This is a genomic window from Nonomuraea glycinis (assembly GCF_014646515.1).
Taxonomy (GTDB): Bacteria; Actinomycetota; Actinomycetes; order Streptosporangiales; family Streptosporangiaceae; genus Nonomuraea; species Nonomuraea glycinis.
This window is the reverse complement of sequence record NZ_BMNK01000030.1, coordinates 24,943-44,324: the sequence shown is the minus strand read 5'-3', so window position 1 is coordinate 44,324 and position 19,382 is coordinate 24,943. Positions and strand designations below refer to the sequence as shown.

Annotated in this window: 21 protein-coding genes, 2 tRNA genes and 1 pseudogene; 12 read left to right on the top strand and 12 right to left on the bottom strand. The window is 68.1% G+C overall.

The annotated features are described in order from the left end of the window. Positions 1 to 70: 70 nt before the first annotated feature. Both IEY87_RS44840 and IEY87_RS46490 read right to left on the bottom strand, forming a co-directional pair. On the bottom strand, positions 71 to 949 hold the full coding sequence (locus IEY87_RS44840) for an IS3 family transposase (protein WP_189145015.1): 879 nt from the start codon (positions 947 to 949) through the stop codon (positions 71 to 73). After that, positions 946 to 1,293, bottom strand: coding sequence for a hypothetical protein (locus IEY87_RS46490; RefSeq protein ID WP_225277831.1), 348 nt, complete (start codon positions 1,291 to 1,293; stop codon positions 946 to 948). The genes IEY87_RS44840 and IEY87_RS46490 overlap by 4 nt, the downstream gene beginning before the upstream one ends. On the opposite strand from IEY87_RS46490, the pseudogene IEY87_RS47400 reads away from it, so the two are divergent. Next, positions 1,175 to 1,864 (top strand): annotated as a pseudogene (locus tag IEY87_RS47400) (site-specific integrase); the annotation flags it as partial. The gene IEY87_RS46490 and the pseudogene IEY87_RS47400 sit on opposite strands and share 119 nt — an antisense overlap. Before the next feature lie 235 nt (positions 1,865 to 2,099). Here IEY87_RS47400 and IEY87_RS44825 read toward each other — a convergent pair. From IEY87_RS44825 to galU, 7 genes are all read right to left on the bottom strand, one after another. Further along, positions 2,100 to 2,176 (bottom strand) — tRNA-Ala (locus IEY87_RS44825). A 47-nt stretch (positions 2,177 to 2,223) separates the two neighbouring features. Further along, positions 2,224 to 2,802 (bottom strand): divisome protein SepX/GlpR, encoded by a 579-nt coding sequence (gene sepX, locus IEY87_RS44820; protein ID WP_189145014.1) that lies wholly within the window; start codon positions 2,800 to 2,802, stop codon positions 2,224 to 2,226. Between the two features lie 124 nt (positions 2,803 to 2,926). Next, entirely contained in the window at positions 2,927 to 3,580 is a 654-nt protein-coding gene (locus IEY87_RS44815) for a GNAT family N-acetyltransferase (RefSeq protein WP_189145023.1), read from the bottom strand. Positions 3,581 to 3,652: 72 nt separating this feature from the next. Further along, a complete protein-coding gene (locus IEY87_RS44810) occupies positions 3,653 to 4,129 on the bottom strand; it encodes a MogA/MoaB family molybdenum cofactor biosynthesis protein (protein WP_189145013.1) in 477 nt (158 codons plus the stop codon). Beyond that, positions 4,126 to 4,596, bottom strand: coding sequence for a cyclic pyranopterin monophosphate synthase MoaC (gene moaC, locus IEY87_RS44805; RefSeq protein WP_189145012.1), 471 nt, complete (start codon positions 4,594 to 4,596; stop codon positions 4,126 to 4,128). Before moaC ends, IEY87_RS44810 begins: the two co-directional genes overlap by 4 nt. After that, the gene (gene glp, locus IEY87_RS44800) at positions 4,593 to 5,780 is read right to left on the bottom strand and encodes a molybdotransferase-like divisome protein Glp (protein WP_189145011.1); all 1,188 of its coding nucleotides are present in this window, start codon (positions 5,778 to 5,780) and stop codon (positions 4,593 to 4,595) included. Before glp ends, moaC begins: the two co-directional genes overlap by 4 nt. Next, positions 5,767 to 6,669, bottom strand: coding sequence for a UTP--glucose-1-phosphate uridylyltransferase GalU (gene galU, locus IEY87_RS44795; protein ID WP_189145010.1), 903 nt, complete (start codon positions 6,667 to 6,669; stop codon positions 5,767 to 5,769). The genes glp and galU overlap by 14 nt, the downstream gene beginning before the upstream one ends. A 24-nt stretch (positions 6,670 to 6,693) precedes the next feature. Here galU and IEY87_RS44790 point away from each other — a divergent pair, with 24 nt between their 5' ends. The 3 genes from IEY87_RS44790 to IEY87_RS44780 all read left to right on the top strand — a co-directional run bounded on the left by IEY87_RS44790 (position 6,694) and on the right by IEY87_RS44780 (position 9,149). Continuing rightward, positions 6,694 to 7,263, top strand: coding sequence for a 5-formyltetrahydrofolate cyclo-ligase (locus tag IEY87_RS44790; RefSeq protein ID WP_189145009.1), 570 nt, complete (start codon positions 6,694 to 6,696; stop codon positions 7,261 to 7,263). Between the two features lie 24 nt (positions 7,264 to 7,287). Next, the gene (locus IEY87_RS44785; RefSeq protein WP_189145008.1) at positions 7,288 to 8,793 is read left to right on the top strand and encodes a potassium/proton antiporter; all 1,506 of its coding nucleotides are present in this window, start codon (positions 7,288 to 7,290) and stop codon (positions 8,791 to 8,793) included. A gap of 68 nt (positions 8,794 to 8,861) precedes the next feature. Further along, on the top strand, positions 8,862 to 9,149 hold the full coding sequence (locus tag IEY87_RS44780; RefSeq protein ID WP_189145007.1) for an FmdB family zinc ribbon protein: 288 nt from the start codon (positions 8,862 to 8,864) through the stop codon (positions 9,147 to 9,149). A 40-nt stretch (positions 9,150 to 9,189) separates the two neighbouring features. Here IEY87_RS44780 and IEY87_RS44775 read toward each other — a convergent pair whose 3' ends face one another. After that, complete coding sequence (locus IEY87_RS44775; protein WP_189145006.1) at positions 9,190 to 11,157, bottom strand: MFS transporter; 1,968 nt, start codon at positions 11,155 to 11,157, stop codon at positions 9,190 to 9,192. Between the two features lie 135 nt (positions 11,158 to 11,292). Between IEY87_RS44775 and IEY87_RS44770 the strand changes: the two genes are divergently transcribed. From IEY87_RS44770 to mscL, 3 genes are read left to right on the top strand one after another with little or no spacing between them, the layout of a single operon-like run. Beyond that, on the top strand, positions 11,293 to 12,099 hold the full coding sequence (locus tag IEY87_RS44770; protein ID WP_189145005.1) for an S-methyl-5'-thioadenosine phosphorylase: 807 nt from the start codon (positions 11,293 to 11,295) through the stop codon (positions 12,097 to 12,099). Next, positions 12,096 to 12,659 carry an SAF domain-containing protein gene (locus IEY87_RS44765; protein ID WP_225277830.1) on the top strand — a complete coding sequence of 188 codons (564 nt, stop codon included), beginning with the start codon at positions 12,096 to 12,098 and terminating at the stop codon, positions 12,657 to 12,659. The genes IEY87_RS44770 and IEY87_RS44765 overlap by 4 nt, the downstream gene beginning before the upstream one ends. Positions 12,660 to 12,682: 23 nt before the next feature. Beyond that, positions 12,683 to 13,084 carry a large conductance mechanosensitive channel protein MscL gene (gene mscL, locus IEY87_RS44760; RefSeq protein ID WP_189145004.1) on the top strand — a complete coding sequence of 134 codons (402 nt, stop codon included), beginning with the start codon at positions 12,683 to 12,685 and terminating at the stop codon, positions 13,082 to 13,084. Here the strand turns inward: mscL and IEY87_RS44755 are convergent. Continuing rightward, positions 13,081 to 14,214, bottom strand: a complete 1,134-nt coding sequence (locus IEY87_RS44755; RefSeq protein ID WP_225277829.1) for a M15 family metallopeptidase — start codon at positions 14,212 to 14,214, stop codon at positions 13,081 to 13,083. The genes mscL and IEY87_RS44755 overlap by 4 nt on opposite strands. 998 nt (positions 14,215 to 15,212) lie before the next feature. On the opposite strand from IEY87_RS44755, the gene IEY87_RS44750 reads away from it, so the two are divergent. The 4 genes from IEY87_RS44750 to IEY87_RS44735 all read left to right on the top strand — a co-directional run bounded on the left by IEY87_RS44750 (position 15,213) and on the right by IEY87_RS44735 (position 17,937). Then, a tRNA-Arg gene (locus IEY87_RS44750) sits at positions 15,213 to 15,285 on the top strand. Positions 15,286 to 15,548: 263 nt separating this feature from the next. After that, positions 15,549 to 16,019 carry a hypothetical protein gene (locus tag IEY87_RS44745; RefSeq protein WP_189145003.1) on the top strand — a complete coding sequence of 157 codons (471 nt, stop codon included), beginning with the start codon at positions 15,549 to 15,551 and terminating at the stop codon, positions 16,017 to 16,019. A gap of 31 nt (positions 16,020 to 16,050) precedes the next feature. Beyond that, a protein-coding gene (locus tag IEY87_RS44740) for an IS3 family transposase (RefSeq protein WP_189145002.1) occupies positions 16,051 to 17,294 on the top strand; the annotation gives its coding sequence in 2 pieces (ribosomal slippage) (positions 16,051 to 16,333 and positions 16,333 to 17,294; 1,245 coding nt in all). Positions 17,295 to 17,397: 103 nt separating this feature from the next. Beyond that, positions 17,398 to 17,937, top strand: a complete 540-nt coding sequence (locus IEY87_RS44735) for a protein NO VEIN domain-containing protein (RefSeq protein ID WP_189145001.1) — start codon at positions 17,398 to 17,400, stop codon at positions 17,935 to 17,937. A 32-nt stretch (positions 17,938 to 17,969) separates the two neighbouring features. Here IEY87_RS44735 and IEY87_RS44730 read toward each other — a convergent pair whose 3' ends face one another. Continuing rightward, complete coding sequence (locus tag IEY87_RS44730) at positions 17,970 to 18,986, bottom strand: HNH endonuclease (protein ID WP_189145000.1); 1,017 nt, start codon at positions 18,984 to 18,986, stop codon at positions 17,970 to 17,972. A 31-nt stretch (positions 18,987 to 19,017) separates the two neighbouring features. On the opposite strand from IEY87_RS44730, the gene IEY87_RS44725 reads away from it, so the two are divergent. After that, positions 19,018 to 19,359: a nucleoside triphosphate pyrophosphohydrolase gene (locus tag IEY87_RS44725; RefSeq protein WP_225277828.1), complete on the top strand. Its 342-nt coding sequence runs from the start codon at positions 19,018 to 19,020 to the stop codon at positions 19,357 to 19,359. Positions 19,360 to 19,382: the final 23 nt, after the last annotated feature.

The window sequence follows — 19,382 nt, the reverse complement described above, 5'->3', positions numbered from 1 at the left end:
CTTCTTCCTTGAACTCCGGCGAGAACTGCCTGCGACGCCTCGTCACGTACCTACCTCTTCCAGGCTTCTGTCAGCTTATGTAGTCGACTGTCCGGAATCTGCTAGGCACCTCAGGCAGCCCGTCAGCGGCGCTATGCCGGCGGCGGGTGTTGTAGAAGTCGGCGATCCAGGTGGCGATCTTCAGGCGGGCTTCGGCCCGCGTTGCGAAGCGGTACCGGTGGACGTATTCGACCTTGAGGGTGGAGTTGAACGATTCGGCGGCGGCGTTGTCGAGCGCGCAGCCGACCCGGCCCATCGACTGGACGACGCCCCAGTGCCGGCAGGCGTCCTGGAAGCGGGCGGCACTGTATTCACTGCCGAGGTCGGTATGGAAGATCACCCCATCGATGGTGCCGCCGCGGGTGACCGCGGCCATCTGCAGCGAGGCGATGGTCAGCGTCGCATCGTGATGCTCCGACATCGCATAGCCGAGCAGCCGGCGGGAGAACAGATCCTCGACCGTGGCCAGGTAGAGCTCGCCCTCGCCGGTGACGATCTCGGTCACATCGCCGCACCACAACACGTCCGGCGCGACCGCGGTGAACGAGCGCCGTACCAGGTCGGGGGCGGCAGGCCGCTTGCCCTGCCGGGTCAGCGACCGGCGTTTCCTGACCGCCCGGCCGGCTAAACCAAGCGCGGCCATACGCCCGGCGACGGTGTTCTCCGATACCCGCCACCCCGCCTCGTGCAGGTCACGAGTAATGCGCGGGCTGCCGTAGGTACCGCCCGAGGCGGTGAACCTCGCCTCGATCTGCGCGTCCAAGTCCGCGCGGCGCTGCTGACGGGCCGTCGGCGCCCGATCGCGCCACTTGTAGTACCACGATTGCGACAGGCCCAAGGCCCGGCAGGTCAACGCATGGGGCACACCATGATCGGTCTTCTGGGAGCTGATGAAGGCCGCCACGCTCACCGGCCCATCGCCTCTCGAACCCACAAGACCACCGAGCGTTTGAGCACATCGCGCTCCATCTCCAGCTCGGCGCGCTCCTTGGCCCACTCAGCTCGCTGCCTGCGCAGCCTGGCGAGTTCCTCTCGCTCGGATTCGGCCAGCTCGCCACCGTTGGTGTCCTGCTCGCAGGCCAGCCGCCTCTCTCCCGCGACCGTGATCGAATGCCATCGTCTGCTGTCCGGAGTGATGCGCTCGGCCGTACGGGATCGACTGATCGGCGCGAACCCATGTGAGGGCGTACGCCTGCCCAGGTGCCGCCGCCAGGACGACGATGACCGCATCATCACGCGGGAGGAGTTCGCCATGCTCCTTCGGCACGTCCCCGACCGGTACCGTGCCGTCGTCGCCCTGGCCGCCGGAGCGGGGCTGCGGTGGGGCGAGTGCGCCGGGCTTCGATGGGATGCCATCGACCTCGATGCCGGTACCGTCCGGGTGCTCCGCGTCGCAGTCGAGATCAACGGGCACATCTCGATCAAGCCCTATCCCAAGTCCAGGGCAGGACGACGGGAGATCCCGCTGCCCGGCTTCGCGGTCGAGCTGCTCACCGCACACCGGGACGCCTTCCCGGCCGGTCCACTCGGCGAGGTCTTCACCGTCCGTAGCGGCAACCTGATGAGCCGCCACACCTTCCGCGCCCGAGTCTGGCGCCCCTCGCTCGTGCGCGCCGGCCTCCTCGGCTCGGTCGCACCGGCCGGGGAACGGTTCGTCGGCACCTGGACGACCAAGGCCGCCACCGAACAGCGCGAGCACATCCTGACCAAGGAGGAGGCAGTCACCTACGTCGCCCAGCACGCCGGAGAAGGACTGCGCTTCCACGACCTCAGGCACTGCTACGCCACCTGGCTAGTCTCCAGCGGCGTACCAGTCAACGACGTCGCCAGCCTCATCGGCCACGAACAGATCTCGACCACACTCAACCGCTACACGCACGCTTCACGCGATCGGAGCAGCAGGGCCCGCGCGGTGTTCGCTGACTCCCGCTCCCATTCCGCTCCCAAAATCGGACACCGAGGAGGTGACCGAGCCAGAGCTAAGGGAAGGCACCGGGTAGCGAACAAGCCCCTGACCAGCAAAAAGGCCCGTCCGATAACCGGACGGGCCTTGTTGTCTCTGGTGGAGATGAGGGGATTCGAACCCCTGACCCCTTCGATGCGAACGAAGTGCGCTACCGGACTGCGCTACATCCCCAAGGACTCGACCAGGTTAGCAAACTTCCGGGGGTCCCCGCGCCACCCTTACCCGTCGCCCACCGCTCGCCGGGGTGGTTCCGCGTACTGGTCGAAGAGGACGTCCGCCTGTCGGGCCGCGAATTCGATGACTTCGGCCTCCGCCTGCGCCGCCATCTCCGCCGCGCGCCGCTGCGCCCGTACGCGCCGGGCCCGCTCGCGCGCCTGTACGGCCCGCTGCCGCCGCTCGCGGTCCACCTGTACGGCGATCCGCAGGAACACCATGTAGCCGAGCATGATCGCGCAGGCTGGCGCCACCGCCCACCAGGGGATCACCCGCACGGCGGCCGTGACCACGGTCGCCACCACGAGCAGGCTGGTGAAGAAGAGCAGCCGACGCCGGCGGGCGACGATGATGGCTCGCCGCCGGGCCCGGAACTGGCGTGGGTCGACGCGCTCGTACTCCGCGGTGTCGAACTCCTGCGTGCCGTCAGCCTCGCTGAGGTCGGGGAGTTGGTATTCGCCGGTGTAGTGTTCTTCGAGCTCGGCCAGTTCGGCGAGGTTTGTCTTGTCCCTGCGCAGCCACATCGGGATCAGGACGCACAGCCACATGACGACGATGGCAAGGTAGAGGAAAGCGCCGCTCATGGGCACCTCCGGGCAGCACGAAAGCGCCTCTGTGCTTCTGGCGCCTTCAATGTGCTCACGTCACGCACCGTAAGACCGTCTGTCACTAGTTGACGAGCATTCGATGCGGTGTGTCGCGAGATCGTCAAACCTCTTCTACTGGAGACCCGCCGTGAGCTGCTGACTCACGAGCGCGACGCCACTGCACGAGCAGCCCGCCAGGAACGTCCTCAACGGTCAACGCGTAACAGATGTGGTCGCGCCAGGCTCCATCGATGTGGAGTTGACGACGCCGAATGCCTTCTTCCCTGAACCCGAGCTTCTCAACCACCCTACGGCTGGCCTGGTTCTCAGGTCGGATGTTCGCCTCCAGCCGGTGCAATCCCGCGGTGAAGAAACAATGGTCGACGGCCAGGGCGAGGGCGGTGGGGGTGATCCCCCGGCCCGCGAGCGCGCCGTCGATCCAGTAGCCGACCTGTGCGGAGCGGGCCGACCCCCAGACCATGGCGCCGATGGTCAGCTGTCCGGCGAAGCGACCACCGTACGTGACCACCCAGGGCAGGGCCATGCCCTGCCTGGCCTCGCGGCGCAGCGTGCCGACCATGGAGATGTACGGTCCGAGTCCGGTCTTGAACAGGGGCGTTTCGGGGTTGCTGGGCTCCCAGGGGCGTAGCCAGTCGGCATTGCGCACCCGGGTGTCGCGCCATACGCGCACATCCCCCAGCCGGAGCGGCCGGAGGCCGACCGGACCTTCGCTCAGCGTCGCAGGCCAGCCGCGTAGTCGATCCACATCTCTCATCATCCCCCTATCACGCCCGATGCCGCCACGGGTCGATTCCGGTCACTTCGTGCACTTGGGAATCAGTGGAGATCAACGAGGGTGGTCGCCGCCGCGAATCTGGTCGACGGCGTGCTGGAGGATGGGCGTGAGTACGGCGACGCCATCGCGTACGCCGCCGCTGGATCCGGGCAGGTTGACGATGAGGGTGGCGCCTGCCTGACCTGCGAGGCCCCGGGAGAGGATCGAGGTGGGGACCTTGTCGCGGTTAGCCGAGCGGATGCTCTCGGCGATGCCAGGAATCTCCCGGGTGATGACTCGGGCCGTCATCTCGGGCGTCAGATCGGTGGGGGTCAGGCCGGTGCCGCCTGTGGTCACGATCACGTCGTAGCCTGCGGCGACCCCGTCGCGCAGCGCGCCTTCCACCGGGTCGCCGTCGGGCACCACGACCGGGCCGTCGACCGTGCAGCCCGCCTCGCCGAGCAGCGTCACCAGCAGCGCCCCGGATTTATCCTCATAAATCCCGGCGGATGCCCGGTTCGACGCCGTGACCACCAGCGCCCGGATCATGGCCGCGTCCAGAGGCCGGTCTTGCCGCCGGTCTTCTCCTCGACCCGCACGTCGCTGATCACCGCGGCCGGGTCGACGGCCTTCACCATGTCGATCAGCGCCAGCGCCGCGACCGTGACGGCCGTCAGCGCCTCCATCTCCACACCCGTCCGATCGGCGGTCTTGACCCGGCAGGTGATCGCCACACCCCAGTCCTCGACGTCCAGCGTCACCTTCACGCCGTGCAGGGCGATGGGATGGCAGAGCGGGACGAGGTCGGGTGTCCGTTTCGCCCCCATGATGCCGGCGATCCGCGCCACTCCCAGGGCGTCGCCCTTGGGCACCTCGCCGGAGCGGAGCAGCTCGACGACCTCGCCGGTCAGCAGCACCCGCCCGGTGGCGGTGGCGGTGCGCGCGCTGACGTCCTTGGCCGACACGTCGACCATCCGCGCGGCCCCGGTCTCGTCCAGATGGGTGAACTCACTCACAGCCTGATCACCTGCACTTCCGCACCGGCCGGCACGTCGGTGACGTCCTCGGGCACCACGATCAGGGCATTGGCCGAGGCCAGGGCGGCGAGCTGGTGGGAGCCCTGCCCGCGCAACGGTGTCACCTCACCGCCGGGGTCGAGCCGCCCGCGCAGGAACGACCGCTTGCCCTCGGGCGAGCGCAACGCCCCGGTGACCCGGGCGGTGACCGTCTCGGCCGGCCCGGCGGGCAGTCCACGCATCCTGCCGAGCGCAGGCCGTACGAAAAGCATGAAAGAGACGAACGACGAGACGGGGTTGCCGGGCAGTGCGAAGACCGGCACCTGGTCGTCGCCCACGACGCCGAAGCCCTGGGGCATGCCGGGCTGCATGGCGACCTTCTCGAAGCGTACGGTGCCGAGCGGCGCGAGGGCCTCCTTGACGGGCTCGTAGGCGCCCATGGAGACGCCGCCGCTGGTGATGACGGCGTCGGCCCTGAGGAGCTGGGCGTCGAGCTGCTCCAGGAAGGCCGCCGGGTCGTCGCCCACTGTCGGCGCCCGGAAGGCGTCGGCGCCCGCTTCGAGGGCGGCGGCGGTCAGCGTGAAGCTGTTGGAGTCCCAGATCTGCCCAGGGCCGAGCGGAAGGCCGGGCTCGACCAGCTCGGCGCCGGTGGCGAGCACGACGACCCGTGGCCGGGGGCGAGCCAGCACCCGGCGGCGGCCCACCCCGGCGATGATGCCGAGCTGGGCGGGGCCGATCACCGTGCCGGCCTCCAGCACGACCGCGCCGGAGGGCACGTCCTCGCCCGCGTGCCGGATGGCGTTGCCGACCTCGACCGTACGATCGATCCGGACCGAGACCGTGCCGCCGTCGGTCCACTCCACCGGCACCACCGCGTCGGCCCCCGCGGGGAGGGGGCCACCGGTCATGATCCGCATGGTGTGACCGGGGCCGATGGCCCGCAGCTCGTCGGAGCCGGCGGCCACGTCGTCGATCACCGGCAGGGTGACCGGCACCTGCGCGATGTCGACCGACCGTACGGCGTATCCGTCCATGGCGGAGTTGTTGAACGGCGGCAGCGGCACCGGTGAGGTGATCTCCTCCGCCAGCGTCCCGCCAAGAGCCTGCTCCAACTCCAGCTCCAGCGGCGCGAGCGGGCGCACCGTGGCCAGGATGTCGGCCAGGTGCGCGTCAACTGATTTCATCGAGGAACTCTCGCAACCAGGGCAGGAAGTCGGGCGCCAGGTCCGGCCGGTCCGCCGCGAACTTGACCACGGTACGCAGGTAGTCGAGCTTGTCGCCGGTGTCGTAGCGACGGCCGCGGAACAGCACGCCGTGCACCTGCCCGCCCTCCGCCACGCTCTTGCCGGCCAGCGTGCGCAGCGCGTCGGTGAGCTGGATCTCGCCGCCACGGCCCGGCGGGGTGTTCTCCAGCACCTCGAACACCGCGGGGTCGATGACGTAGCGGCCGATGATCGCCCAGTTGGAGGGCGCCTCGTCCACCGGCGGCTTCTCCACCAGGTCGGTCACCCGCACCACGTCGTCCTCGACGCTCCCCTCGATGGTGGCCACGCCGTACAGCGAGACCTGCTCCTTGGGGACCTCCATCAGCGCGATCACGCTGCCGCCGTAGGTGTTGCGCACCTCGATCATGCGCTTGAGCAGCGGGTCGCGCCGGTCGATGAGGTCGTCGCCGAGCAGGCACGCGAACGGGTGGTCTCCGACGTGCTGCTTGGCGCAGAGCACCGCGTGACCGAGCCCCTTCGGCTCGCCCTGCCGTACGTAATGCAGGGTCGCCAGGGCGGCCGGGTCGCGGACCTGGGAGAGCCGGTGCTCGTCGCCCTTCGCCTCGAGCACTTCCTCCAGCTCGAACGCGCGGTCGAAGTGATCCTCGATCGACCGCTTGTTCTTGCCTGTCACCATCAGAAGGTCGAGCAGCCCGGCGGAGGCGGCCTCCTCGACGACATACTGGATGGCGGGCTTGTCGACGATGGGCAGCATCTCTTTGGGTGTCGCCTTGGTCGCCGGAAGGAACCGGGTGCCCAGACCCGCGGCGGGCACGACGGCTTTCGTCACAGGGTCGAAGTCAGCCATGAGTAGACCCTAGTGGAGGTACCTGTGGACAAGTTGAACCTGCGCCGTGAGCTGATTTCGGCGCGCGCCTCACTCACACCCGAGCAACTGCGCTCGAACGCCACCAATATCCGCGAAACGCTGCTCGATCAGCCGTGGGCGCAGATGGCCGGACTGGTCGCCTGCTACTGGTCGATCGGCACCGAGCCGGACACCCACGGGCTGGTGTTCGCCCTGTGGAAACACGGGACCACCGTGATGCTGCCGGTCCTGCGGGAGGACAACGATCTCGACTGGGCGGTGTACGACGGTCCCGACACGCTCGCGCCCGGCCGGTTCGGCGTGCCGGAGCCGGTGGACACCCGGCGTGGGATCGACGCGATCCGCACGGCGGCGCTCGTGATCGTGCCCGCGCTGGCCGTGGACAGGCTCTCCGGGGTACGCCTCGGCCGCGGCGGTGGCTCCTACGACCGCGCGTTGAGCAGGGTGGGGCCGAACGTGCCCACGGTCGCGCTGCTGCACGAGGGCGAGCTCAGGGACGATGTGCCGGCCGAGCCGCATGACAGACCGGTCCACTTTGCGATCACACCGGTGGGACTCACTAGTCTTAAGTGACTACACACACATAGAGGGGACCAGATGACGCTTGATGTCTGGCTCCTTGTCGGTGCCGCGATCGTCATCGCGGCCATCGTCTCCGTACGGGTGGCGCACCGCAGCGGCCTGCCGAGTCTGCTGTTGTTCCTGGGGCTCGGTCTCGTCCTGGGCGATTCCGTGGCCGGCATCCCGTTCAGCGATCCCGGGATCGCCAAGGAGATCGGCTTCCTCGCGCTGGCGATGATCCTGGCCGAGGGCGGCCTGACCACGAACTGGAACCACGTACGTGGATCGGTCCCGATCGCGCTGATCCTGGCCACCTTCGGCGTGGCGGTCAGCATCGCGGCGGTGGCGGTGCCCGTGCACTTCCTGCTCGGCGTCGACATCACCACCGCGTTGATCCTCGGGGCCGTGCTGGCCCCCACCGACGCGGCCGCGGTGTTCTCCGTGCTGCGCAGGCTGCCGCTGCCGCCCAGGCTGGCGGGCATCCTGGAGGCCGAGTCCGGGTTCAACGACGCCCCCACGGTGATCGCCGTGGTGCTGCTGAGCAGCGCCGCCCACACGGCGCCGAGCGTCGGCACCTTCCTGCTGGAGACGACGGTCGAGCTGCTGATCGGCGCCGCCGTCGGACTCGCCGTAGGCCCCGCCGGCGCCTACGCGCTGCGCCGCATCGCCCTGCCGGCCTCGGGCCTCTACCCGATCGCCGTGCTCGCGCTGACCATGGTCTCCTACGCCGGGGCCGTGCTGCTGCACGGTTCGGGGTTCCTGGCCATCTACCTGACCGCCCTGATCCTGGGCAATTCGCGGCTGCCGCACCGGGCGGCGACCAAGGGGTTCGCGGAGGGCGCGGCGTGGCTGGCGCAGATCGGGCTGTTCGTGATGCTCGGCATGCTGGCCAGCCCCAGGGAGATGCCGGCGGCGATCGTGCCCGGCCTGATCACCGGGACGATCCTGGTGCTGGCGGCGCGGCCGCTGACCGTCATGGCCAGCTCGCTGGTCACCCGGATGGCCCGGCTGGGCACGGTGAGCCTGCGCGAGCAGGCGTTCCTGTCCTGGGCGGGGTTGCGCGGCGCCATCCCGGTCGTGCTGGCGACCATCCCGTGGGCGGCCGGGGTCGCGGGCTCGAAGGAGATCTTCAACCAGGTCTTCGTGATCGTCATCGTGTTCACGCTGCTCCAGGGGCCGACGCTGCCCCTGGTGGCCCGGCTGCTCAAGGTGACCGCCCCCGGCGAGGCGCACGACCTGGAGGTGGAGGCCGCGCCACTCGAAGAGCTGAACGCCGACCTGCTGCAGGTCAGGGTCCCTCCCGGCTCCCAGCTGCACGGCGTGGAGATCTTCGAGCTGCGGCTGCCGGCCGGGGCCCAGGTGACGCTGGTCGTCCGCGACGGGAAGTCGTTCGTGCCGTCGCGGAGCACGAGGATCAGGTCCGACGACCAGCTCCTGGTGGTGACCACGGTGGACTGCCGCAACCAGGTGGAACACCGCCTGCGCGCCGTCAGCCGGCGCGGGAAACTGGCCGGATGGTACGGCGAGCGGGGACTGGAATAGGAATTTGGACCTATCAGTTACCATTAGCAGTCGCATCACTCGAGTGCCAAAGCCTTTAGGAGGAGCGCGTGCCGACCTACCAGTACGCCTGCAACGACTGCGGTGAGCAGCTCGAGGTCGTCCAGAAGTTCAGCGACGACACGTTGACCGTATGTCCGAGCTGCGAGGGCAACCTGCGCAAGGTGTTCTCTGCCGTCGGCATCGTGTTCAAGGGGTCGGGCTTTTACCGCACCGACAACCGCGCGTCGTCGACCTCTTCGGCCCCCTCCAGCAAGCCCGCCGAAACCAAGCCCGCCGAGAGCAGCAAGCCCGCCGCCTCGACCTCGACGCCGGCGCCCGCCGCCGCGGCCAACTAGCGAGGCCGGTCTCGACGCCGGCTCCCACCGCTGCGGCCACCTAACGGGGCCGGTCTCCCAGCGCCCCGAGCAGCTCCGGAGCGATCCTGTCGAGGAGCTGCTCAAGCTGCGGATGGGCGCCCCAGTCGGCCACCAGCCGGCTGAGCGCCTCGCGTGAGCCGCGCAGCAGCCGCAGCGCGGCCTCCTGTCCGCGCGCGGTGAGCCGTAGCTGGTCGCCGTCCTGCGACCGCTCGACGAACCCGTCATCGATGAGCTGGTCGACGTACGGCCTGCCCTGGCTCCTGCTGACCTGGGCGCGTTCGGCCAGCGACTGGGCCGAGACCCAGTCCTCGCCGCCCAGCCTGGCGATGATCCACACCCCTTCGGGCGTCATGCCCTCCAGCCCCGCCAGGTCGCCCATCCGCGCGTAGAACCCCTTGCGCAGGTTGGCGTCGGCGAGCCGGACGAGACCGCGTTCGACCTCCGCCAGCGACGACCGCTCGGCGGACGTGGCGCCCAGCCCTTCGCCCAGGTCGGCCGCCTTGGTGGTCTGCCGCAGCCGCTGCTGCGGGATGAACCAGGTCAGGACGAACGCGGCCAGCATGATGGGCGCCGCCACCCGAAACACGACGGCGACGGAGTCGGCGTACACATGTAGGAACTCCGCGGCCAGATCGGGCGGCAGCCGCTGGATGGCCGTGGGGTCCCGCTGGACGGTCGCCGGGTCGAAGCCCGTCGGCAGCGCCTTCCTGGCGAGCACCTCGCTGACGTCGGCGGCGAGCCGGCCGGTGAAGACGGCACCGAGCGTGGCCACCCCGAACGAGCCGCCGATCGACCGGAAGAACGTGGCGCCTGAGGTGGCGACGCCGAGATCCTTGAAGTCGACGGCATTCTGCACCACGATCACCAGCACCTGCATGGTCATGCCCAGGCCGACCCCGAGCACCAGCAGGTAGACGCCCAACGCCGCCAGGCTGCTGAACTCGGTGAGCGTGGACAGCAGGAACATCCCCACGGTCGCGAACGCGGTGCCAGCAATGGGGAAATAGCGGTATTTGCCGGTCTTGGAGATGACCTGCCCGCTGATGATGGACATGGTCAGCATGCCCGCCATCATCGGCAGCAGGTAAACGCCGGACAGCGTGGCGCTCACCCCGTGCACGATCTGCAGGTAGAGCGGGAGATAGGTGAGCGCGCCGAACATGCCGAACCCCACCACGAACCCGACGATCGACGCCATCGAGAACGCCCTGATCCGGAACAGCTCCAGCGGCAGCACCGGCTCCCGCGCCCGCCGCGCCGAGACCACCCACCCGGCCAGCATCGCCACGGCCGCCACGGCGAGCCCGACGATCACCGGATCGCGCCACGGATAGATCGTGCCGCCCCAGGTGGCGATCAGAACCAGGCACGAGGTGGCGCCGCCGAGCAGCACCACGCCGGCGTAGTCGATCCGGTGCCTGGTGCGGGTCCGGTCGCCCGGCAGCACCGCGACGACCACGAACAGCGCGATCGCCCCCAGGGGCAGGTTGACGTAGAAGACCCAGTGCCACGACAGGTGGTCCACGAACAGGCCGCCGAGCAGCGGCCCGACGATGCTGGAGACGGCGAAGACGGCGCCGAAGTAGCCTTGGTACTTGCCTCGGTCGCGGGCCGAGACGACGTCGCCGACGATGGCCTGGGCCAGCACCATCAGCCCGCCGCCGCCGAGCCCCTGGATCCCGCGGAAGGCGATGAGCTGCGCCATGCTCTGGCTGAGCCCGCACAGCGCCGAGCCGGCCAGGAAGATGACGATGGCGGCGAGGAAGAGCCTTTTGCGGCCGTACTGGTCGCCGAGCTTGCCCCACAGCGGGGTGGAGACCGTGGAGGCCAGGATGTAGGCCGTCACCACCCACGACAGGTGCGCCAGGCCGCCGAGGTCGCCGACGATGGTCGGCAGCGCGGTCGACACGATGGTCTGGTCGAGCGCGGCCAGCAGCATGCCGAGCATGAGCGCGATGATGATGAGCCCAAGACCCCGATGCCGCATGCGCCCGATCATACTCTCCGCACTGGAACGATCACTTTACGGAGCGATGGTTGTCCACAGGCCCGAAACCGGGTTATCCACAGAACTCCGTTCGGCTCCATCTCGCCCTCCCGCGATCCCGATACCCTCTGCGCCATGGCTAATCGCGCAGATATCGGCGTCATCGGTGGCTCCGGCTTCTACTCCCTGCTCGACGACGCGGAGGAGGTCGAGGCCACCACGCCGTACGGCCCGCCCAGCGATGTCGTCACCGTCGGGCGCATCGGCTCCCGTTCCGTGGCGTTCATCCCACGGCATGGCCGCGACCACCGCTTCCCCCCGCACCGCATCCCCTATCAGGCCAACCTGTGGGCGCTGCGCTCCCTCGGCGTGCGCCAGGTGCTGGCGCCCAGCGCCGTCGGTTCGCTGCGGGCCGAGGTGGGGCCGGGCGCGATCGTGGTGCCCGACCAGCTGGTCGACCGGACCTCAGGACGTGTCCAGACTTATTACGACCATGGCGGGGCCGTGCACGTCTCGTTCTCCGACCCCTACTGCCCGTCGGGGCGCGCGGTGGCCGTGGCGGCCGCCCGCTCGGGCGAGTGGGACACCGTCGACGGCGGGACCCTGGTGGTCATCGAGGGCCCGCGCTTCTCCACGCGGGCCGAGTCGCAGTGGTTCCAGGGCAACGGGTGGACGATCGTCGGCATGACCGGCTTCCCCGAGGCGATCCTCGCCCGCGAGCTGGCCCTGTGCTACACGTCGCTGTCGCTGGTGACCGACCATGACGCCGGGGTCGAGGCCGGTCAGGGGGTCACCCACGAAGAGGTGCTGGAGTTCTTCGGCCGCAACGTGACCCGGATGCGGACCCTGGTGGCCGAGGCGGTGCGGGCGCTGCCCGAGGACCGGACGTGCGCCTGCGGCTCGGCGCTCGACGGCCTCAAGCTGCCCTTCGAGCTGCCGTGATCCGAGTCTGGCTACGACGGTGCGAGCGGCGGCGCCGGCTCATCGCCGCCGCGCTCGCCGCCGTCGCCGTCATATCCGGATATCTGGCCCTACGTCCGGCTGTGGGCCCTGCGGTGCTGGTCGCCGCCCGCGACCTGTCCCCCGGCGTGCTGCGCCCCGGAGACCTCCGCGCCGTCTCCCTGGCGCACCCGCCCGACGGCGCCCTGCGCAGCGGCGCCGCGGGCCGCGTGCTCGCGACCGCGATGCGACGCGGCGAGCCGCTCACGGACGTGCGACTGCTGGACTCCCTGCGGCTGCCGCCTGGAGTGGTGGCCACGCCCGTACGGATCGCCGACCCCGACGCCGTGCGCCTGATCTCTCCTGGCTCGACGATCAGCGTGCTCGCGGCGTACGAGGGCCAGAGCGCCAGACCGGTGGCCGAGGAGGTCACCGTGCTGACCATCCCGGCCGCCAAGGACGACCACGGCGCCCTGGTCGTGCTCGCCACCACCCCGGCACAGGCGAACGAGCTGGCAGGCGCCCAAGCCGGCGGCCACCTGTCGATCACCATCAGAAGGTGACGGATCGTTTACTATCCGTGGTCATGAATGGCTTCAAGAAATTCCTCATGCGGGGAAACGTCATCGACCTCGCCGTGGCGGTCGTCATCGGAGCGGCCTTCACCGCCGTGGTCAACTCGTTCGTGAGCAACCTGCTGACGCCGTTGATCTCGGCGTTCGGCGGGCTGCCCGACTTCTCCTCGCTGAAGGTCACCGTCGGCCGGTCCAACTTCCTGTACGGCGACTTCATCAACGCCGTCATCTCGTTCCTGCTGGTTGCGGCGGTGATCTACTTCCTGATCGTCAAGCCGTACACCCACTTCAAAGACCGGGCGCAAGCCCAGGAGGAGGCCACCCACCGCGACTGTCCCGAGTGCCTGTCCGAGATTCCGATCGCGGCCACCCGCTGCGCGCACTGCACCACCGAGCTCAGCGCCGCCCTCTAGGGCAGCTTGTCCATCTTCGGGTCATACTCCCAGTGCCACGGCTCGAACGGGCTGCTGTAGGCCCAGTCCGGGTGGAACCAGCCATAGCGCTTGCCGTTCTTCTCCAGCCAGTTGAACTCCGCTGACCGGAATCTCTCCACCCCACCGCAGAGGTCCACGGCCAGCCCCAGCCCATGGTTGCTCCGCCCGGGCACGGCAGCGAAGCCGGGCCGCCGGTAGTAGATCGACTGCTGCTCGGCCAGGTTCCGGTAGGCGTCGGTCACGCAGATCGGCCGTCCGAAGGTCTGCTTGTAAGCCTCGTTCAGGCTGACGAACGCGATCGTGGCGTCGGCCCGCAGGCTGTGGCCGCGCTGCTGCAACGGGCAGAGCATCGCGCCGGGAATGAGCCCGTTCGGGTAGTTGCCGGCGGTCGTCGCCCGCAGCGGATTGCAGCCGAGCGCCGCCCGCCCCACCTTGTCAATCTTGATCCCCAACTTCACCAGAGCGGCGGTGAGCGACTTGACGATCTTGTCCGACTGCTTCCTGAGCAGATCGACCTCGGCCGCCAGCTGCGCCTCGGCCAACAGGTTGCCCGCCCTGAGCTCCTGCGCCTCCGCGGCCAGGCTCTCCGTCCGCTCGGTCAGGACACTGGTCCGCTCGACCACTTCCTGGCGGGTCTTCACCATGTAGTTGACGCTGGCCATGGCCCGCAGCGTGTCCGTGTCGGTGTCACCCGACAGGAACGGCACGACCCCGTCGGCCCCGATCGGCTGCCCGTAGAGCAGCTCGGCCAACTCCGACACCGGCTGGCGGATCCGCCCCAGCTGAAGCTCCGACTCCCGAAGGACCAGCAACTTGCCCTTGAGCTGCTCCCGAGCCGCCTTGGCGGTGGCCTGCCGCTTCTCCAGCGCCTTGGTCGCATCCTCAAGCTTCTTGGCGGCCTGCTCGGCCTCCTTGCGAAGCTCAGTGAGGTTAGAGGGGTCCTCCTGGCGGTCCTTCGCCACGTGGGCCCCCGCCTGGCTCTGGGCCTCGGCCTCGACCTGCGCCTTGGCCGCGCCCTCGGCCTGCGCCTGAGCTCGGCCGGGCAGCACGAGCAGCGAAGCCATCGCCATGACGACCGCGATCAGACCTGCTGATCGAGGGGCTGGCACGTTCGACTCCTCCGTTTGCAAACTCGTGACCCGGGTCCGGCACGCACGTTACTACAGCCCCCCGAGTGTCCGGACCGAACTCCGAAGAGCCGTTAGGACACGAACGACGCTTTTGTACGGCTCGCCGGAGAAAGCTCCTTGTCTGCGCCGGTGGGGCCTCTCGAGGGTTCAGCACGGTTCATACGGTCTCTTACATGGTCACTACGGCCGAGAAGGTAGCCAGGTTCGCCCATTTCCCCCTCGCCCCGACCACCGACCAGATTCGCCAGCCCCCACCCGATTGCCGGCCGGGGTTGTCGCCTTCGCCATCCACGCAGCCGACGACCTTAGCGGCGCTAGGCGCGTAGTACGGCGACACCCAGCGGCGTAATCCGACGAAAGGACGCACCGCCGCTCAAAGCCCCCCGAGCAACCCCCCAGCCTCCCGCCCAGGCCGCCGCTCCTGCTCCCGGCACATCTCCCAGAGCCACGTCTCAACCCACTCCTGCGGGCACTGAGACGGCGATGCGCCAGGACTCGCCTCCACGGTCGGCGTCGGCACAGCCTCACGCACCGGCACAGACGGCTCAGCCTCACGAGGCACCGCGACCACCCGTACGACCGGTGCCTTCACCACCGGCGCAGGCACCGAGGCCACGTACCGCCGGACAGGACGAGCAGGCGCCGGCACAAGCACAGGCTCAAACCCCACCCAGCCCTCCCCCTTGGACTCCAGCGGCACCCTCTCGCCCTCATACCGGCCCGCTTCCCCCGCCATCAGCCCACCGGCAAAGATCGCCGGCGCCAGCAACGCCGCAAACAGCACAACGGGCCGCCTGCGCACCTGTCCACGTCGCCTCGCATCCACGGCGCCGACGCTACTCACCGACCACCCACCGAAAGGTGATCACTTGTCATGCCTTTACCGCAGCTCAGACCACCCATAACCAACACCCCCCGAACTCACCCCGCCCCGACGGCACACGCACCGCCAGACTTTCGCTAGGCTTACGTCGTCCGCCTCCGTAGCTCAGGGGATAGAGCACCGCTCTCCTAAAGCGGGTGCCGCAGGTTCGAATCCTGCCGGGGGCACTCATCTCCACCAGGCTTTTCGCCATCTGACCTGCGGTTTCTTGGCCGCAGGTCTTTTGTTTTCCAGACCCCGGATAGGTTGCCGACGGCACCCGTATGCGGCCATAGGACCTTGATCACGGGAGATATGCGGGATGATCTTGAGTGTGTTTCCCCAGATCAGGAAGCAGTTCGTGCTTCCTTGGGAGCTGCAGAAGAGCCGAGTTCGGTAGCCAAGTACGGACCTATGGAGTCCAAAATCCAGCTGCGGCAGGATGGGGACCATGGTCGCGTACTGGTGGTCACAGCGGTCCGATGAGAACTTGTTCATGGAAATCACGCGACGAGATGACATCGGCAGCGACCTCAAGGCGCCCATTGCTGCTCGGGGCGGCGTGAGCACCCCAGGCTACGCACTGGTCAGTGCCGTCCAGGCCAACAACCTCGTCATTCACTACGACAGCGAGGCAGAGCAGATCGTGGGCGTCAGCCGCGCGACAGGCGAGCGGTACAACGAGCCGATCTGGTGGGTCGCACGTGGCTCCTACGCGAGACAAGCCGGCGCAAAGCCAGGATGGCTCCCCGGCCTCGTCGTTGCGCTCGCGGACTACCGCCCTCTGGCCGAACCGTTGTCCTTAGCGGTCCTCCGGCAACGCCGATTAGCTCTGTTCACAGTCCGAGATGCTCTGCAGGCGGAGTTCCCCGGACAGCGGCTCTACTTTCCATGGATTCAGTATGAACCGCGCCGGGTCTGATGGAGACTTGATTCCTTGAGAGGATCGAGTCATGGCACGTCCGTCCCCCTACCCTCCCGAGCTTCGTGAGCGCGCGGTGCGCATGGTCGCGGAGATCCGGCCGAACTACCCGACCGAGTGGGCCGCGATGAAAGCGGTCGCAGCAAAGCTCGGCATCGGAACGGCCGAGACGGTGCGCAGCTGGGTGCGCCGGGCGCAGATCGATGCAGGACAGCGGCCCGGGACCACGACGGCTGAAGCCGAGGAGATCAAGCGGCTGAAGGCCGAGAACGCCGAACTGCGGCGGGCCAACGAGATCCTCAAAGCGGCGTCGGTTTTCTTCGCGGCCGAGCTCGACCGGCCACACAAGCGCTCGTAGCGTTCATCGACGCTCATCGAGAGGTGTTCGGGGTCGAGCCGATCTGCCGTGTGCTGGCCGCACACGGGTTGAAGATCGCAACGAGCACCTACTACGCCGCCAAGAATCGCACGCCCAGCGTCCGCGCTGTGCGGGATACCGAGCTCAAGCAGCACATCAGCCGGGTGCACGCTGACAACTACGGCGTCTACGGCGTGCGCAAGGTCTGGCGACAGCTGGGCCGTGAAGGAGTCGTGGTGGCGCGCTGCACGGTCGCCCGGCTGATGGGCGAACTGGGGCTGGAAGGCGTCCGGCGCGGCAAGAAGCTGCGCACCACCATCCGCGACGCCGGACACGAGCGCGCCGACGACCTGCTGAATCGCGACTTCACGGCCTCGCGCCCCAATCAGCGGTGGGTGGCAGACTTCACCTACGTGATGACCTGGGCCGGCGTGGTCTACGTCGCATTCGTCGTAGATGTGTACTCCCGCGCGATCGTGGGCTGGTCGGCGGCCACCACCAAACGAGCCAAGCTCGTCTTGGACGCCCTGGACATGGCGCTGTGGCGACGCGCGCGGACCGGCATTCCGGCCGGGCCGGGTCTGGTTCATCACTCGGACGCGGGCAGTCAATACACCTGTTTCGCCTTCACCGCCCACCTGCTCGAGGCCGGGATCGACGCCTCGATCGGCAGCGTCGGCGACGCCCTGGACAACGCCTTGATGGAATCGGCGATCGGCCTGTTCAAGACCGAACTGATCAAACCCCGACGGCCATGGAAAGGGCTGGCCGACGTCGAACTGGCCACCGCCGAGTGGATCGACTGGTTCAACCACCAGCGCCTGCACACCGCCATCGGTGACGTCCCGCCCGCCGAACACGAAGCCGTCTACTACGCTCAACACCAGCCCCAACCGGCGGCTGGAGTCAACCAATAGAGTCTCCACCGATCCCGGCGCGGTTCAGTACCAGGACTCCCTACGGACCTGGCAGACATACCTTGCCAAGTGCCCGAACGCAGTGCTCGATGTACTCCCAGAGGTGAAGGAAGCGGTAGAAGCACTCGTCGGAGAGCGGCCCCCTACGGTTCTCACTCGTAGCGGCGTTGAGGAGGCCGAACGCCAGGTCGCCGCCGCCGCTGGTCGACCACGAACGTCCCGCAAAGGGCAAGGCTTCGCTACAGACCAGCAGGTGAAGGTAGCGGTCGAGACGCACGCGATGAACGAGGCACTCCTCCACTACAGCAAGCTCGGCAAGGTCACGGACACCTCGCGTACCGAGAGCTTCGACTATGTGGTCGAGATCGACGGCGCCGCTTGGCATGTCGAAGTCAAGGGAACGACGGGCGATCCGCAGGAGATTCTCCTCACGCCCAACGAAGTCCAGCACGCCAAGGACTACCCACACGTGGCCCTGTTCGTACTCAGCAACATCACTGTAAGCCGGGACCACGACGGTGGGATGACAGTTAGCAGAGGCAGAGCCTCGATCTTTCATCCCTGGTCACTAGATCAAGCTCGGCTCTCACCTGTCGGATACAAGTACCATCTGCCCGCGTTCGACCAGGAGTCGGAAGCCTGATGGGAGATCGCCGTGTGCGCCCCAGTCAGGTTCTATGCGAGGCGGCCAGCTACAGGTGGCATCCAAACCGCCGGGAGAAGTTCTGTCGCCCTCCGGTACGCGAGCTTGAGGGTGTGATGCCGCTCGGCCGTCGTTGTACCGGTCTGAGCCATGAGCACTTCGCGTAGTGGGTGACGTGATTCGATGAGGTCGTTGTTCCGCTGTTCGAGCCATGGCATCCACGTCTCGTGCGGAGCTCGATCCCGCTTGGCGTTGTTGCAGGACCAGCAGGCCAGGACGAGGTTCCAGATGGCGTCGACGTCAGGGCCATGCCACTGACGGGTGAGCAACTTCCAGGGCAGGACGTGCTCAACGACGGGTCCCGTGCCTACGAGCCGCGTCATGAGCTCGTTGCAGTAGGCGCAGCGACCGTCCTGATAGCCGTTGAGGGCGGCGACCACCCCGGTCACGCTTCGCCGACGCTGCTTGGACTGGAGGACCAGGGCCTGCTTGCCAGGGTCATAAACGAGCGAGGGGCCCAGGACTCCATCGGAAATGCCCGTGGCCCACGCCGTCTCCACCAGCCGCCAGCGGGCAGCAGTCTCTGCATCGAGATCCTGCGCGTGCACCGAGGCAGCGAGCTCAAGCAATTCGTCGCGCAGCACGAGGCCGGTAGCGGCGGAGTTCTTACGCTGATCCTCGTAGTAGCTCAGTGGTGCCTGGTCCCCGCCCAGCTTGGGGAATGCGTCGACAACGTTGCTGAAGCCGAGCTGGACCGTTCGCCGGTGCAACGTGTCGCGGTCGAGCTCGCCGGCGTTGAACGCACGGCAGGCGTCGAGGAACCTGCTGCGAGCCGAGGTTCCCTGTCGGGGCTGACGCTGAAGGGCCTCACAGAGGAGTTCCGCGTACCGCGGTGCCAGTTCTTCGAGCGTGACATGGTTACGACCGGTGGCAGCGACCTCGAGCAGGGTCGCGCCGAAGGCGAACTTGTAGGTGGCCGAGTTGGCGCCATAGAGCACGATGGCGCGCCATACGCTTTCACCTGTGACCACACCGCGGCGGTAGTCCATGTGAGCAGTATCAGCCAAGGGGGCGACAATTTTGCGCGACGAACAGACGATCGTCTACGGCAAACTAGTCCGGGATCAGATCCCTCAGATCATCGAGGCCGATGGCAAGATGGCCAAAGTGCGCGTGCTCGGCGAGTCCGAGCTGGTCGCTGCCTTGACAGCCAAGCTCGCCGAGGAGGCTGAAGAGCTGCGTCGCGCCGAGCCGGGTGGTCGTCTTGAGGAGCTGGCTGACATCTATGAGGTTCTGATGACCCTGACCGCGACGTTGGGGTACTCCGACGACGCGGTTAAGGAGGCCGCACGCCATAAGCGAGTTGAGCGAGGCGGCTTCGAACGCGGGCTGTGGCTGGATGAGGTGAGGCCACGCGGTTAAGTCGACGCTTCAGAAGGGGACCG

What these genes read in the sequence shown, in the direction of transcription:
- IEY87_RS44770 (WP_189145005.1), top strand. Translation starts at nt 11,293, where the DNA reads ATGGCTAATCGCGCAGATATCGGCGTCATCGGTGGCTCCGGCTTCTAC.
- sepX (WP_189145014.1), bottom strand. Translation starts at nt 2,802, where the DNA reads ATGAGCGGCGCTTTCCTCTACCTTGCCATCGTCGTCATGTGGCTGTGC.
- IEY87_RS44815 (WP_189145023.1), bottom strand. Translation starts at nt 3,580, where the DNA reads ATGAGAGATGTGGATCGACTACGCGGCTGGCCTGCGACGCTGAGCGAA.
- IEY87_RS44810 (WP_189145013.1), bottom strand. Translation starts at nt 4,129, where the DNA reads ATGATCCGGGCGCTGGTGGTCACGGCGTCGAACCGGGCATCCGCCGGG.
- IEY87_RS44745 (WP_189145003.1), top strand. Translation starts at nt 15,549, where the DNA reads ATGGTCGCGTACTGGTGGTCACAGCGGTCCGATGAGAACTTGTTCATG.
- galU (WP_189145010.1), bottom strand. Translation starts at nt 6,669, where the DNA reads ATGGCTGACTTCGACCCTGTGACGAAAGCCGTCGTGCCCGCCGCGGGT.
- IEY87_RS44775 (WP_189145006.1), bottom strand. Translation starts at nt 11,157, where the DNA reads ATGCGGCATCGGGGTCTTGGGCTCATCATCATCGCGCTCATGCTCGGC.
- mscL (WP_189145004.1), top strand. Translation starts at nt 12,683, where the DNA reads ATGAATGGCTTCAAGAAATTCCTCATGCGGGGAAACGTCATCGACCTC.
- IEY87_RS46490 (WP_225277831.1), bottom strand. Translation starts at nt 1,293, where the DNA reads ATGGCGAACTCCTCCCGCGTGATGATGCGGTCATCGTCGTCCTGGCGG.
- glp (WP_189145011.1), bottom strand. Translation starts at nt 5,780, where the DNA reads ATGAAATCAGTTGACGCGCACCTGGCCGACATCCTGGCCACGGTGCGC.
- IEY87_RS44785 (WP_189145008.1), top strand. Translation starts at nt 7,288, where the DNA reads ATGACGCTTGATGTCTGGCTCCTTGTCGGTGCCGCGATCGTCATCGCG.
- IEY87_RS44730 (WP_189145000.1), bottom strand. Translation starts at nt 18,986, where the DNA reads ATGGACTACCGCCGCGGTGTGGTCACAGGTGAAAGCGTATGGCGCGCC.